Raw genomic sequence first — 13,267 nt, 5'->3', positions numbered from 1 at the left:
CGGCTGCAAAAACCCGACAAGGCCTGCGCAAAGCCCTCAATACTGCGCCGTGCCTCCATCGACGCTGATCTGCGCGCCGGTGATCCCCGCGCCTGCCTTGCTGGCGAGCAGCACCGCGACCGCCGCGATTTCCTCGACCTCGTTGGGGCGCTTGATCGCGGCCTCGCTGGCGAACAGCGCGATCATCTCGTCGAGCTCCATCCCCATCGCCTTGGCGGTGGCGGGGCCGTTGTTCTTGATGATGTCGGTGATGACGAGACCGGGGCAGATCGCGTTGACCGTCACCCCCTGTGCGCCGACTTCGCGCGCGAGGCTCTTGGTCATGCCGTTCACCGCGTGCTTGGCGGCGGAATAGGCGGTCAGCACCGGCTTGCCGTGCTTGCCCTCCATGCTGGAGATGTTGATGATCCGCCCGTCCTGCTTTTCGAGCATCGTGGGCAGCGCGCGGCGGGTGGCCCAGAAGGTCGAATAGACGTTCCACTTCATCGCCTCGTCAAAGGCGTGATCGGACAGGTTGACGAGCGGCTGCAAATCCCCCGCGCCGCCCGCGTTGTTCACCAGAATGTCGAGCGTGCCGAAATGCTTGATGGTCTGGTCGACGAAGCCTTCGAGATCGGCCTGGCTCATCACGTCGCCCGCGACGAAGATCGCCCGATCGCGCCCAAAACCTTTGGCCTCGAGTTCCTCGAGCACCTTCGCGCCCTTTTCGGCATTGCGCGCGAACAGCGCGACGCTCGCGCCCTCTTCGAGAAACGCCTCGGCGATCCCGCGCCCCATGCCGGCCGTGCCCCCGGTGATGGCGGCGATTTTTCCTGCGAGTTTCATTGCTTGCCCTCTTTCTCGTCATTGCGAGCCTTAGGCGAAGCAATCCAGGGACTGGCATTGCTTCCGGGCGCGAGGGCAGTCCGTGGATTGCCGCGTCGCCCTTCGGGCTCCTCGCAATGACGAATAGAGAGGACTGAACCCCAAGGCACCTTGCCAAAATGACGGGTTGCCGCGCCGGCCTCGCAAGGCGTCTATGGCACCATGAGCGAAGTCGATGTCATCATTCTCGGGACAGGCGCGGCCGGCATGGCCGCTGCGCTTGCGGCACACGAAGCGGGCGCATCGGTTGCTCTGATCGAGCGATACGACCGTATCGGCGGCACCTCGGCGATCTCGGGCGGGGTGATCTGGGTCGCCGACAACCCCCGGATGCGCGCCGCGGGCATGGCTGACAGCCGCGAGGACGCGCTCGCCTATTTCCGCAGTCTCGATCACGGCGATCTGGTGGACGAGACGCTGGAGGCCTTTGTCGATCGTGGGCCGGAAGCGCTGGCCTTCCTTGAAGGGATCGAAGCCCTCAGCGTGTCGGTGCTGCCGGGCTATCCCGACTATTACACCGACCGGCCGGGCGCAAAGCCGGAAGGCTCGCGCGCGCTCGACCACGATCTGTTCGATCTGCCTGAGCTGGGCGATTGGGCGGCGAAAATCTACGCGATCGAGGAACCCAAGCCGCTGATGCTGCGCGAAACGCCGCTGGGCGGCGCGACCGCGCTGCCGCCGCTGGAGGTGCTGGGGCAGCGCATGGCCGCGCAGCAATGCGGCTTTGGTCAGGCGATGGTGGGGCGGCTCCTGAAGGCGTGCCTTGTGCGCGGGATCGAACCGGTGCTCGGGGTGGAAACGCACCGGCTGGTCAAAGACGGCGCGCGCATCACCGGCATCGAGGGCACCCGCGACGGCGCGCCCTTTGCGCTCACCGCGCGGCGCGGGGTGATCATCACCACCGGCGGTTTCGAATGGGACGCAGAGCTGCGCCAGACCTTCCTGCGCGGCCCCGTCACCGCGCCTGCCAGCCCGCCCACCGGCACCGGCGGCGGATTGAAGCTGGCGATGGCGGCGGGCGCGAAGCTGGGCAACATGACCAGCGCGTGGTGGGCGCCCACTCTGGTGACGCCCGACGCGCCCTGGGCGAGCGGCGAGCCACGCGCGCAGATCATCCTGATCGAGCGCACCGTGCCCCATTCGATCATGGTCAACCGCTCGGGGCGGCGCTTCTGCAACGAGGCGGCGAATTATTCGGCATTGGGCGGCGTGTTCCACCAGTTCGACCCGGCGAATTACGACTATCTCAACCTGCCCGCGTGGCTGATCGTCGATGCGCAATATGCCGCGCGCTATCCGCTCGGGCTTCGCCAGCCGGGACAGCCGATGCCGGACTGGGTGATGCGGGCGGACACGCTGGAGGGGCTGGCGGATCAGATCGGGCTCGACCCTGACACGCTGGCCGCAACCGTGGCGCGTTTCAACGCCCATGCCGATGCGGGCCACGATCCCGATTTCGGGCGCGGGACAAGCGCCTACGACCATTTCTACGGCGACCGTTCGCGGGAGGGCACCGCCGTCACGCTTGGCGCGATCCGGGAAGCGCCGTTCTACGCGGTGGAGATCGCCTCGGGCCTGCTCGGCACCAATGGCGGCCCGAGGACGGACGGACAGGCGCGCATCCTCGGCCATGACGGCGCGCCGATTCCGGGCCTGCTCGGGGCGGGCAATGCCATCGCCTGCCCGACGGGAGGGATTTATGCGGGCGCGGGCGGAACGCTCGGCCCGGCGCTGACCTATGGCTACATCGCGGGGCGGACGGCGGCTCTCGCCAATCTCTAGTTCGTCATTGCGAGCCGAAGGCGAAGCAATCCATGGCCTCAAGCCGCCGCAAGCGACCGGTAGATGGATTGCCGCGTCGCCTGCGGCTCCTCGCAATGACGAAAGAGGCTATTTCTTCGCCTCGAACACGATGTTCAGCTGCTTCAGGCTCCGCAGCAGGAAGTGCGGGTGGTAGCTGAAGTCGTTCTCTCCGTCCGCGAAGTCCATGTCCTCGAACCGGTCGACCACGGCCTGAAAGCCCCAGGTCAGCTCGCGCCGGGCGAGCGGCGCGCCCAGACAATGGTGCGTGCCTGACCCGAAGGCCATGTGCGCGCCCGCCTTGGGCCGGTCGAGATCGAGCTTTTCGGGACATTCGAAGACGCGCTCGTCGCGGTTGGCCGCGCCGTAGCGGACGTTGACCACCGAGCCTGCGGGGATTGTCACCCCGTCCAGTTCCACGTCCGCATGGGTGAAGCGCATCAGCGATTGCACCGGACTCTCGAGCCTCAGCACCTCTTCGACGAAGTTGCGCATATACTTGTCTGGGTCGGCCTTGAGCTTCGCCCACACATCCTTGTTCTCGATCAGCAGCTTCATCCCCGCCGCGAGCGCATTGGTGGTGGTCTCCGATCCGCCGACGAAGGTATCGGCCATCATCTCGGCGTGGAGTTCATTGTCGTTCAGCGGCCGCCCCCAGCCCTCGATCACGGTGTTGACCAGAACGGAGATCAGCGAGCCATCGGGATGCTCCCTCAAGCGCTCGAAGATCGGCTGGAAATAGTGCTGCGCCTCGATCTCGCGGTCGACCATCTCCAGATGCTTGTCCTCGGGCAGCATGAGGGAAATGCGGTGGAAGAAGGCGTCGGTCCAGCCCTTGATCCGCCACATATCCTCGCGCTTGGCGCCCATCTGCTCGCCGATGATGAAGAGGGGCAGGGGGACGCAGAACTGGCGCACCCAGTCGCATTTGCCGTCGGCGAGGAATTCGTCGATCAGCTCGTAAGCGAGGGTTTCGACGCGGGGGTCGATTTCCTTGATGCGGCTGGGCTTGAACGCCTCGTTGAACATCGCGCGCATCTGCTTGTGATTGGGATCGTCGCGCCCGGCGAGGGTCGGGGCGGGGAGCCAGCCCTTCTCGCGGAACCGCTCGGCGACCTTGCGTCCGCGCTCCATGTCGACCGGGGAGGCGCGCATTAGCTCGTTCGCCGCCGTCGAGGGGAAGCGCGCCGGGTCCATCAGCACCTCGCGCACATGGTCATAGCGGCTGACGACATAGATCTGCGTGCCGGGGATATTGTAGACCGGCGCTTCGTCACGCAGCACCTTGTAGGCATCGTAGGGGCACTGCTGGAGCGCGGGGTCGAACAGGTTGATCTGGGGCGGCTGGTTCATCAGCGCACCTCGATCTTGTCGGCACCCCAAGGGGCGATTGTTTCCGCGGTCTGGAACGCCTCGGGCAGTTCCTCGACCATGTGATACGTCGCCGCGAGCCTGCCGAAGCCAACGAAGAAAGCGACCGTCATGCCGAGTTCGACGATCTGCGCCTCGGTGAAGTGCTGGCGCAGGTCGGCATAGACCGCGTCATTAATCGCGAGATGATCGGTCGCCATCAGCTCGCCGTAACGGATTGCGGCTTTCTCGGCGGCGCTTAGGTTCTCGGCCTCCTGCGGACGCTCCAATGAGCAAACCAGCCCTTCCGTGACCCCATCCGCCACCGCGTCCGAATAGCGGATCGCCATGCAGCTGCGGCACTGGTTGAAGAAGGCGACCCTCAGCCGCACCAGCTCCACCAGCCGTTCGGGCAGAGAGCGATTGCGCTTCAACGCCCCGCCGAAGCCCATCAGCCCCAGCGCCTGCTCGGGGCAATGCGCGAAATAGCGGGTCAGGCCTTGCTCCAGATCGGTGAGGTTGTCCGGCTGGATCGCAGCGACAAGGCGCGCGTCCCACTGGTCAGGGGGAAGTTTCTCGATACGGCTCACAGGTCTCTCTCCCCACTCGGCACTGGCATTTTCGCCCGTTTCCGTAAGGTCGAGGCTGCGGGACAACCCGGGCATCAGCAATTGGCGGATTCGCTAAGCAGGCGAACCGCTCCGCGTAGGGAGAGGCGGACTTGCGAGGCGTGGAACCGCGCACACTGGCCGATGTCGACCTGTTCGCTCCGGGCGCGCAGGAGCATTGGTATGCGGCCTATGCGATCCTCCACGAGGAAGCTCCGGTGCAGCGCCTCCCCGGCGAGGGGCTGACCCCCGGCACCGACGCCTTCGTCCTCACCAAATACGCGGACATTTCGCGGGTTGTGAAGGACTGGGACCGCTTCCCGCCGACACTCTCGCTGCTGGTGGCGCATATTCAGTCCTCGGGCGAAATGCCCACCCACATTCCCGATATCGACGCGATGGTGGCGAGCATCGTCTCGCTGCGTCCCGATCCCGAGCTGTGGCGCGCGCACCGCAAGGAACTGACCGATCCGTGGGTGGGGCCGGGCTGCACCCGCCACGCGGGGATGATCGCGGGGCACGTCGATGCGCTGATCGCCGGGATTCTGGCCAAGGCGCGCGCGGGCGAACCGGTCGATTTCGTCGCCGATTTCGCCCGGCCCCTGCCGCAGCGAGTGATGGCTAGCGTGCTCGGCTTTCCGATGGAGGACATCCCGCGCCTCGAACAATGGGGCAATGCGCAGGTCATGTCCTACGTGATCGGGACCACGCACAAGAACATCCTCACCCCCGAACAGAGCGCCGAGAAGTTCCGGCTGCTCGCGGGGATGAAGGAATATGTCGCCGAGCAGACCCGTGAAAAGCGCGCCCGCCCGCAGGACGACATGATCAGCTTCCTGACGCAGGTCGAATATCAGGCGCTCGGACGAAAGCTCACCGATGACGAGATCAATGGCGTGGTCTATGCGATGGTGATCGGCGGGCTGGAGACGACGCAATATGCCCTCGCCGAACAGGCGCAATTGCTGTGCGAGCGGCCGGGGATGTTCGCCACATTGCGCGGCGACCGGGCGGCGATCCGCACTTTCATCGAGGAGGGGATGCGGCTGCGCTCGCCCACCCAAGGCCTCTCGACCCGCATCTGCGCGCGCGACGAGGTGTTTCAGGGCGTCGCGGTGCCGGCCGGCTCGATGCTCCACCTGCGCTGGGCCGCCGCCAATATCGACCCCGACGAGTTCGACGATCCGCTCGAATTGAAGCTCGACCGCAAGGCCGCTACCCGCCATCTCGCGTTCAGCCAGGGGCCGCGCTCGTGCCCGGGCTCCAACATCTCGCGGCTCGAACAGATGATCGCGTGGGAGAAGCTGTGCGACGCCTTCGCCGATCTCGCCTTCGCGCCGGGCAATGATTTCCGCCATCAGGGCGGGATCATGCTCGGGATCTATCGGCTGATGCTCACCCTCACACCCACGGAGACCCCCTGATGGCCAGCCTGCTCGCGCACATTCAAATCCAGCCCGGCAAGGAGGCGAAGTGGGAGGCCATCATGCGCGACATGGTCCACCATACCTTCGGCACCGAGGAGGGCGTGATCCGCTACGAATACTGGAAGGGGCAGGAGCCGCTCAGCTATTACTGCCTGCTCTCCTTCAAGGACAAGTGGGCCTTCTATCACCACCAGATGAGCGACCATCACGAGGGCCACGATTTCGCCGATGTGCTGGCGGGGATCAAACTCGAATATATCGACCCCGTGGAAGGCGCAGGTGGCGGGCTGCCACCTACCACCGACCCCGCTTTGCCCGATGATGCCAGCGCGGCGATGCGGACGGCGCAGGAGCGGTTTCCCCTGTCGATCCCCGCATGGTGGGAGGCGCGGGCATGACCCTCGAAGCCAAAGTGCAGGAACTGCTCGACAAGCAGGCGATCAGCGAGGTGCTGCAACGCTATTCGCGCACGCTCGACTGGCTGGATGATGCCGGGCAGGCGAGCTGCTTCTGGCCCGATGCGCCGATCGACTACGGCTTCTTCACCGGCGCGGCGGCGGATTTCATTCCCGTGGTCATGGGGATCGAGCGCGCCAGCCAGCGGCGCTGGCATTTTCTCTCGACGCCCTCGATCGCGCTGCGTGGCCCCGACCGGGCGAGCGCGGAGTGTTACGGGTTCGCCACGGGCATCCGCGAGGGCGAGGACGGCACCTGGTCGGGCGGGCTCTATGGCGGGCGCTATCTCGATGAATTCGAAAAGCGTGAGGGCGAATGGAAGATCGCTGCGCGCCGCTACATCATGGATTGGAAGCTGCCGCTCGACGATCAGCCCGGCAACGAACCCAACCCCGATTTCCCCCTGCCTGTGCTTCAGATCATCGCCAGCGGGCACCCTGATTACCGGGTGATCTAAGGAGAACGACCATGTCCACGACACCCCGCGTTTCCTCCGCCCTTCCGGGCGAGCCGCCGCATTTCGGATCGGTGCTGGCGCATCAGCCGGACATCGCCGCAAGTTTCTTCGCGCTCTATGGCCGGTTCTGGGGCTCGGATGTGCTCGCCGCGCGGATCAAGGAAGTCGCGCGGATGCGCAATGCGCGCGTCACGGAATGTGGCTTCTGCCGCAATGTCCGCTTCGACAAGGCGGTGGCGCAGGGCTTGGGCGAGGAGGTGGTGGACGACATCACCGATGGCTATGAGACCTCCGACCGGCTCTCCGACACCGAGAAGGCAGTGCTCAAATTCACCGATGCGCTGATCCACGATCCCGAGCTGCTGACCGGCGATGCGAAGGCGGCCTTGCAGCGCCATCTCACGCCCGCGCAGATCGCCGAACTCGGCCTCGGCGTGACGCTGTTCCTCGCGCTCGCCAAGGCGCTGATCACCTTGGGGCTGGAGCCGGAGACGATGGATCGCACCGTGCTGCCGACCCCCGCCGTGCTGGAGGCGGCGGAATGAGCGCGGTGTGTGCAGCCTTGGCGGCCGATCCGGTGCTCGCCGCGCATTACGCCGACTTCCGGGGCAAGACCGAAGCCGCGCTCGATCCGGCGCTGGTGGCGCTGGTGCGGCAGGCGGTCGCAGCGGTGCACGGCATGGGGCGCGCGCCGGATGAGGCCGGGCTGGATGAGGGCACCCGCCTGTGCCTCGCCTATGCGCGGCGGATGCCGTTCGAGCATACGGCGATCACCGATGCCGAAGCGGCGGCGGTGGTCGCCCATCTGGGCGAGGCGGGCTTCGTCGCCTTCTCGGTGCTGGCGGCGCTGGCGGATGCGGAGTGCCGGGCGGAGCAGGTTGGGTTGGCGGAATTGGCGGGGGGCTAACCACCCTTCGTCATTGCGAGCGTAGCGAAGCAATCCATGACCGAACCACGCAATCGCGCTTGTCGGTCCATGGATTGCAGCGGCCTTCGGCCTCGCAATGACGAGGAGAATGGCTAACCCAACTCCCGGATCAGTTCCTTGCCGTCCCATTCCTCGGCGGCCTTGGCGATCATCGCGTAGAAGCCCGTCAGCTGCGGCGTCGGTTCATACAATTCGAGCATATGCCCGAGGCTCGCCCGCGTATCCACGAAGGCGAAGGCCGTGCCGCCTGCCGTCACCGAAAGCTGCTCGAGCGGCGCGCCTTCGCGCTCGAAGCGGGCAATGCTCGCTTCCAGATCATCGACGAACAGCGCCGCATGGTGCAGCCCCTCTGTCCCTGAGCCATGGGGAAACATCTCGTGCAGCGCGGATGGCTCGGCGTTGTGCTGCACCACCAGCTCGACCATGACGCTGCCCCACTGGCCATAGGCGCTGGAGTGATCGAACGGCTGTTCGATCCCGCGATGCTGCGATGACGCGAGCGCGACATGGCGCAGCACGAAGAACGGCCCCGATCCGAAAGCCCGGTGATGCGCTGCCGCCGCTGCCTCAAGATCGTTGACCTTGTAAGCAAGCTGGCGAACGGCGAGCACCTCAGTTCACCGCCCGATCTTTCCCCACCCAATAGGGCGCGCGCAGCTCGCGGCGCAGGATCTTGCCCGAGGGGTTCCTCGGCAGCGCGGGGATGAAATCGACCGACTTGGGGCACTTGTAGCCCGCGATCAGCGTGCGGGCGTGGGCGATCAGTTCGGCCTCGCTCAAGTCTTCGCCCGCCTTCACGACGACGCAGGCCTTCACCGCCTCGCCCCACTTGGGATCGGGCACGCCGATCACCGCCACATCGGCGACCTTGGGGTGCGAATAGAGCGCGTTCTCGACCTCGGCGGGATAGACGTTCTCGCCGCCGGAGATGATCATGTCCTTCACCCGGTCGTGGATGTAGAGGTATCCGTCCTCGTCGAGATACCCGGCATCGCCCGTGCGCAGCCAGCCCTCGGCGTCGATGGTCGAAGCGGTGGCATCGGGGTTATTCCAGTAGCCGCGCATGTTCTTGTTCGAGCGGGTCGCGATTTCGCCCACGGTGCCGGCAGGGACTTCGTTCCCCGCCTCGTCGATCACCTTGATCTCGACGCCTGCGAGCGGCTTGCCGACAGAGCGCATCCGCACCGAGCCTTCGGGCACGTGATCCTCGGGATCGAGCGCGACGATGGTTCCTGAGGTCTCGGTCATGCCATACATCTGCACGAAGCCGCAGCCCATCACCCGGATCGCCTCGCGCATCAGTTCGAGCGGGATCGGGGAGGCGCCGTAGGTGACATATTTCAACCGGCTGAAATCGACCTCGCCGACCTTGGGGTGATTGAGCAGGATCTGCAGCGCGGCCGGGACGAGGAAGATCTTCGAGATATTGTAATTCTGGATCAGATCGAGCGCCTTGGTCGGGTCATACTCGGGCAGGACGATCGAATTGGTGCCCGCCACCAGCGTGCCGATGCCGGTGCCGGTGCCGCTGATGTGGAAGCAGGGCATGGCGAGCAGCGTGACGTCGCCCGGGATCGGCTCCTGCCATTCCCGCATGGCGTCGCCCGCCGCGGTGCCATCGCGGCTGGAAAGCAGCGAGCCATGGGTGATGACCGCGCCCTTGGGCTTGCCGGTGGTGCCCGAGGTGTAGAGTTGCAGCGCGTCGTCCTCGGCGCTGATCCGATGGGCCGGGGGCGTGGCGGGAAAGCCGTCGCGCCAGATGCGGTAATCGGTCCCCGCGAAGTCGGGCGCGTCGATGCCGATCACCTGGTCGACATGGGGGCAGTCGGGGCGGATCTGGCCGAGCACCTCGGCAAACCCCTCGCCCACGAACACCACCTTCGCGCAGGAGTTGTCGAGCACATAGGCCACCTCGGGCGCGGCGAGGCGCCAGTTCACCGGGGTCATCACCGCGCCGATGCGGTTCGCGCCGAGGAAGGCCTCGAAATAGAGCGGGTGGTTCTTGCCGAGGAATGCCACGCGGTCGCCCGGCTTCACACCCAGCGCCGCAAGCCCGTTCGCCACGCGGTTGGCGCCCGCGTCGATCTCGGCGAAGCTGATCTCCTCGCCGGCATAGCTGAAGGCGATCACATCGCCCTGGCTGCGGGCGTGTTCGCGGACGACGTCGCAGAAGCTTTCTGCGACCTGTGCTGTTGTCTCTCCCATGGGGCGAGGGGATAGCCCGCGCCGGGGGCCGTGTCATTGGCACAATTCATAGCGGGCGAAGCGTCGCGCGGCGGGGTAGGGTGTGCGGATGGCGATACCTCAAGGCTTCGAACCCGCCGGCTTCACGCCCGGCTTTCTCGACCACGGCGGGCCTTACTATCTGGGGCCAGCGGTGGGCGGGGTGCGCGTGGTGGGCTTGGCTGTCTGCCCGCACCACATCAACTACCAGGACGCCGCCCACGGCGGGGTGATTTCGACCTTCGCCGATGTGGCGCTTTCGCACGCCGTGTATGATGCCGAGCGCCCCCGGCTCGCCCCGTCCACCGTGACGCTGACGGTCAATTATCTCGCGGGCGCAAAGCTGGGCGACTGGTTGGAAGCGCGCGTGCGGATTGATCGGCTGGGCGGGCGCACGGCCTACACCTCGGGCGGGGTGTGGCGCGGCGAGGAGCAGGTGGCGACGATGAGTGGGGTATTTGCGATCAAGCGGCCTTAGCCGAGCCACCGCCTCACCGCCGCGGTCGAGGGATCGCGCTCGTCGTGGTATCCCGCCGCGCCCTCGGGCGTGTCGGAGAGGTCGACGCCCTCCACCACCCGGAACTCGCGCCAGTCGTAAAGCCCCGTGCGCTGGGCGATGCGCCATTCTCCTGCCCGCTTCTCGAACCGGTCGACATAGCGCCCTGCGACGATCGCCGAGTAGATCACGCCCTTGTCGGGGAACACCGCCGCCAGCGGGTAGCCGGAGGGGATGGTGTGCATCGCGGTCATGTAAGTTTCGGTGTGGCAGATGGTGTCGCCGTCAAAGCCGAACACCGTTTGGCCAAGCTGGTGCTGGGTCGCGAGGCAGGGGTCAATCACCGCGCGGGCCTGATCGACGAAGCCGCGCCAATCGCCCTCGATCATCCCGAAGCGGAAGGTAGCGTCCGCGTGGAACAGGCGCTCCATCATCCCCCAGCGCCGCCGGTCGATGGCGTGGGCATAGGCGGCAAGAATGTCGCGGATCGCCTCGCGGTCTTCCAGGGTGCCGGTCATGGTTCAAGCTCCACGATCACCTTGCCGATATTCGCGCCATTGAACAGCTTGGCATAGGCGGTGAGGGTGTTTTCGAGGCCGTGCGTCACATCGTAAGGCATCACCAGATCGCCGCCTTCGGTCCATTCGCGCAGGCGGCGGGTGAGGGTTGGGCCTTCGTGCATGAAGTCGGGCGAGAAGAAGCCCTCGATCCGCAGGCGGCGCATCAGCACCTGATCGAATTCCTTGGGGGCGGTGCGGGTGCCTGCGGTGTAGTCCGCCAGCAATCCGCACACCGCGATCCGGCCATAGTGGTTCATGCGGGTGAGCACCGCATCGAGCAACGGGCCTCCGACATTGTCGAAATAGACATCGAAGCCGCCTGCTGCATCGAGTTGCCCGGCCAGATCACCCGATTTGTAATCGACCGCCCCGGCAATCCCCAATTCCTCCGTCAGGTAAGCGCATTTCGCTGCGCCGCCCGCGATGCCCCATGCCTCGCAGCCGAGCAATCTGGCGATCTGCACCGCGAGGATGCCGGTCGCCCCGGCAGCGGCGGAGACCAGCACCCGCTCGCCCGTTTGCGCAGCGCCGGTCTGCTCGATGCCCCACAGCGCGGTCCACCCGTTCATGCCCAGCGGCCCGAACCACGCACGCCGGTCAGCGACGGTGGGATCAAGCAGCAGCGCGCCCGACATGACCGCATCGACCGTGCTGATGTCGGCCCACTGCCCGAAGGCGCGCACCAGATCGCCCTCGGCGAAACCCTCGGCCCGGCTCTCGATCACCTCGCCGAGCACAAGGCCCGTCATCGGCCCGCCCACGGGCAGCGGCGGCTGATAGCCGTCCTCGCGGTCGGAGAGCCACATCCGGGTGCCTGCGTCCATCGACAGGTGGGTGTTGCGGATGCGGATCTCGCCCATCGCCAGCGGGGCGAGCGCGGTGTGCTCCAGCGCCAGCGCGGCGGCGAAATCGGTGCCCTCGGGGCGGCGCGCGATGCGCCAGATGCGGTTGTCCATGGCGGTTTGATGGCCCCCCAGACCGCTACGGCAACCTCGCCTTTTCGCTAGGGGCGGGTGGCCGCCCGGCTATCACTTTGGCGCGGTGCGGCAGGCGAGGGGGCTACCTAGTCTCGCCAGCACACAACATAAGGGAGAGAGACCAATGGCACTTGTTACAGTGATCGGCGCAAGCGGGCGGCAAGGCCTTGCGCAGGTGCGTCAGGCGCTCGCCGCCGGGTATGATGTCCGCGCGATCTCGCGCCGCCCCGATGCGCTGGAAGGCGCGCCGGTCGAGGGCGTCGAGCGGGTCGAGGTGCGGCCGATGGACCTCTACGACACCTCCACCTTCGAGGCCGCGCTCGAGGGCAGCGACTACATCTTTTACACCCACCCCCTGCAAGCCCGTGCCGACCGCGCCTACCTGATCGGGGAAGTCGGCAAGGTCGCCGCGCATCTGAACGTCAAGCGCGTGGTCTGGAACACCTCGAGCTGGATCCCCGACAAGCCCGGCGATCCCTTCACCTATGGTGAGAACACCAAGGGCATCAACGCCCTGTGGCGCTCCGGCGCGCCGGGAACGGTGTTCGGCAGCGTGCTGTTCATGGACAACCTGCTGACCAATTGGGCGCGGCCCTTCATCGTCAATGAGGGGCGCTATGTGTACCCCCACAACCCCAATCTGGAAGCCAACTGGATCAGCCTCGACGATGTCGCGCGGTTCATGCTGGCGAGCCTCGAACGGCCCGACATGGAAGGCGCCTGGCTCAACATCGGCGGCCCTGAGCGGCTGGTCGGCAAGCAGGTGACGCAGTGTCTGTCCGATGCGCTGGGCAAGGAGATCACATACGACCCCTGCTCGCCCGCGGAGTTCGGCCGCTACCTCGTCGAAGCTGCTGGGGATTCGATGCCCGCCGAAATGCGCGAGACCTTCGCCAAGGGGATCGAGGACTTCTACGAATACAACAACACCGCCCCCACCAAACCCTTCGCGGTCGACATGGACCACGTCTACGAACGCTTCCCTGAGCTTGAGGGCAAGCTTCAGACGATGGGCGAATGGACCAAGGCGCAGGATTGGGGCGAGAGCAATTATCGCCCGGCCTTCGGGTGATCTAACCCGGCCCCACCCCTAACCCCTCCCGCAAGCGGGAGGGGGATTG

General features: G+C 66.2%; 15 protein-coding genes. 8 read left to right on the top strand and 7 right to left on the bottom strand.

Features of this window, described 5'->3' with window-relative positions; all coding sequences use genetic code 11:
* Positions 1-36 precede the first annotated feature (36 nt).
* Positions 37-825, bottom strand: coding sequence for an SDR family NAD(P)-dependent oxidoreductase (locus PS060_RS04670; RefSeq protein ID WP_273985833.1), 789 nt, complete (start codon positions 823-825; stop codon positions 37-39).
* Positions 826-1,026: 201 nt separating this feature from the next.
* On the opposite strand from PS060_RS04670, the gene PS060_RS04665 reads away from it, so the two are divergent.
* The gene (locus PS060_RS04665) at positions 1,027-2,646 is read left to right on the top strand and encodes an FAD-dependent oxidoreductase (RefSeq protein WP_273985832.1); all 1,620 of its coding nucleotides are present in this window, start codon (positions 1,027-1,029) and stop codon (positions 2,644-2,646) included.
* 108 nt (positions 2,647-2,754) lie between these two features.
* Here PS060_RS04665 and PS060_RS04660 read toward each other — a convergent pair whose 3' ends face one another.
* Together PS060_RS04660 and PS060_RS04655 are read right to left on the bottom strand one after the other, a co-directional pair.
* The gene (locus PS060_RS04660; protein WP_273985830.1) at positions 2,755-4,017 is read right to left on the bottom strand and encodes a cytochrome P450; all 1,263 of its coding nucleotides are present in this window, start codon (positions 4,015-4,017) and stop codon (positions 2,755-2,757) included.
* Positions 4,017-4,604 carry a carboxymuconolactone decarboxylase family protein gene (locus PS060_RS04655; RefSeq protein WP_273985829.1) on the bottom strand — a complete coding sequence of 196 codons (588 nt, stop codon included), beginning with the start codon at positions 4,602-4,604 and terminating at the stop codon, positions 4,017-4,019. The genes PS060_RS04660 and PS060_RS04655 overlap by 1 nt, the downstream gene beginning before the upstream one ends.
* Before the next feature lie 140 nt (positions 4,605-4,744).
* Here PS060_RS04655 and PS060_RS04650 point away from each other — a divergent pair, with 140 nt between their 5' ends.
* The 5 genes from PS060_RS04650 to PS060_RS04630 are packed head-to-tail and all read left to right on the top strand — an operon-like array spanning position 4,745 to position 7,869.
* On the top strand, positions 4,745-6,046 hold the full coding sequence (locus PS060_RS04650) for a cytochrome P450 (protein WP_273985828.1): 1,302 nt from the start codon (positions 4,745-4,747) through the stop codon (positions 6,044-6,046).
* Entirely contained in the window at positions 6,046-6,447 is a 402-nt protein-coding gene (locus PS060_RS04645) for a putative quinol monooxygenase (protein WP_273985827.1), read from the top strand. The genes PS060_RS04650 and PS060_RS04645 overlap by 1 nt, the downstream gene beginning before the upstream one ends.
* A complete protein-coding gene (locus PS060_RS04640; protein ID WP_273985826.1) occupies positions 6,444-6,962 on the top strand; it encodes a nuclear transport factor 2 family protein in 519 nt (172 codons plus the stop codon). The genes PS060_RS04645 and PS060_RS04640 overlap by 4 nt, the downstream gene beginning before the upstream one ends.
* 11 nt (positions 6,963-6,973) lie before the next feature.
* On the top strand, positions 6,974-7,507 hold the full coding sequence (locus PS060_RS04635) for a carboxymuconolactone decarboxylase family protein (protein WP_273985825.1): 534 nt from the start codon (positions 6,974-6,976) through the stop codon (positions 7,505-7,507).
* A complete protein-coding gene (locus PS060_RS04630; RefSeq protein ID WP_273985824.1) occupies positions 7,504-7,869 on the top strand; it encodes a hypothetical protein in 366 nt (121 codons plus the stop codon). Before PS060_RS04635 ends, PS060_RS04630 begins: the two co-directional genes overlap by 4 nt.
* A 113-nt stretch (positions 7,870-7,982) precedes the next feature.
* Here the strand turns inward: PS060_RS04630 and PS060_RS04625 are convergent, their stop codons facing one another.
* Positions 7,983-8,501 (bottom strand): VOC family protein, encoded by a 519-nt coding sequence (locus PS060_RS04625; protein WP_273985823.1) that lies wholly within the window; start codon positions 8,499-8,501, stop codon positions 7,983-7,985.
* A 1-nt stretch (position 8,502) separates the two neighbouring features.
* Entirely contained in the window at positions 8,503-10,095 is a 1,593-nt protein-coding gene (locus tag PS060_RS04620; RefSeq protein ID WP_273985822.1) for a fatty acid--CoA ligase, read from the bottom strand.
* A gap of 88 nt (positions 10,096-10,183) precedes the next feature.
* Here PS060_RS04620 and PS060_RS04615 point away from each other — a divergent pair, with 88 nt between their 5' ends.
* Entirely contained in the window at positions 10,184-10,591 is a 408-nt protein-coding gene (locus PS060_RS04615; RefSeq protein ID WP_273985820.1) for a PaaI family thioesterase, read from the top strand.
* Here PS060_RS04615 and PS060_RS04610 read toward each other — a convergent pair.
* Positions 10,588-11,127, bottom strand: a complete 540-nt coding sequence (locus PS060_RS04610) for a nuclear transport factor 2 family protein (RefSeq protein WP_273985819.1) — start codon at positions 11,125-11,127, stop codon at positions 10,588-10,590. The two genes, PS060_RS04615 and PS060_RS04610, sit on opposite strands and share 4 nt — an antisense overlap.
* Entirely contained in the window at positions 11,124-12,125 is a 1,002-nt protein-coding gene (locus PS060_RS04605) for an NADP-dependent oxidoreductase (RefSeq protein WP_273985818.1), read from the bottom strand. Before PS060_RS04605 ends, PS060_RS04610 begins: the two co-directional genes overlap by 4 nt.
* Before the next feature lie 145 nt (positions 12,126-12,270).
* On the opposite strand from PS060_RS04605, the gene PS060_RS04600 reads away from it, so the two are divergent.
* Positions 12,271-13,218 carry an SDR family oxidoreductase gene (locus PS060_RS04600; RefSeq protein WP_273985817.1) on the top strand — a complete coding sequence of 316 codons (948 nt, stop codon included), beginning with the start codon at positions 12,271-12,273 and terminating at the stop codon, positions 13,216-13,218.
* Positions 13,219-13,267 lie beyond the last annotated feature (49 nt).

The sequence above is a fragment of the Erythrobacter sp. BLCC-B19 genome (assembly GCF_028621955.1).
Classification (GTDB): Bacteria; Pseudomonadota; Alphaproteobacteria; order Sphingomonadales; family Sphingomonadaceae; genus Erythrobacter.
Note: the sequence above shows the minus strand (reverse complement) of the source record. Positions and strands in the feature narration are given on the sequence as shown.

What these genes read in the sequence shown, in the direction of transcription:
- PS060_RS04670 (WP_273985833.1), bottom strand. Translation starts at nt 825, where the DNA reads ATGAAACTCGCAGGAAAAATCGCCGCCATCACCGGGGGCACGGCCGGC.
- PS060_RS04665 (WP_273985832.1), top strand. Translation starts at nt 1,027, where the DNA reads ATGAGCGAAGTCGATGTCATCATTCTCGGGACAGGCGCGGCCGGCATG.
- PS060_RS04660 (WP_273985830.1), bottom strand. Translation starts at nt 4,017, where the DNA reads ATGAACCAGCCGCCCCAGATCAACCTGTTCGACCCCGCGCTCCAGCAG.
- PS060_RS04645 (WP_273985827.1), top strand. Translation starts at nt 6,046, where the DNA reads ATGGCCAGCCTGCTCGCGCACATTCAAATCCAGCCCGGCAAGGAGGCG.
- PS060_RS04640 (WP_273985826.1), top strand. Translation starts at nt 6,444, where the DNA reads ATGACCCTCGAAGCCAAAGTGCAGGAACTGCTCGACAAGCAGGCGATC.
- PS060_RS04635 (WP_273985825.1), top strand. Translation starts at nt 6,974, where the DNA reads ATGTCCACGACACCCCGCGTTTCCTCCGCCCTTCCGGGCGAGCCGCCG.
- PS060_RS04630 (WP_273985824.1), top strand. Translation starts at nt 7,504, where the DNA reads ATGAGCGCGGTGTGTGCAGCCTTGGCGGCCGATCCGGTGCTCGCCGCG.
- PS060_RS04620 (WP_273985822.1), bottom strand. Translation starts at nt 10,095, where the DNA reads ATGGGAGAGACAACAGCACAGGTCGCAGAAAGCTTCTGCGACGTCGTC.
- PS060_RS04615 (WP_273985820.1), top strand. Translation starts at nt 10,184, where the DNA reads ATGGCGATACCTCAAGGCTTCGAACCCGCCGGCTTCACGCCCGGCTTT.
- PS060_RS04610 (WP_273985819.1), bottom strand. Translation starts at nt 11,127, where the DNA reads ATGACCGGCACCCTGGAAGACCGCGAGGCGATCCGCGACATTCTTGCC.
- PS060_RS04605 (WP_273985818.1), bottom strand. Translation starts at nt 12,125, where the DNA reads ATGGACAACCGCATCTGGCGCATCGCGCGCCGCCCCGAGGGCACCGAT.
- PS060_RS04600 (WP_273985817.1), top strand. Translation starts at nt 12,271, where the DNA reads ATGGCACTTGTTACAGTGATCGGCGCAAGCGGGCGGCAAGGCCTTGCG.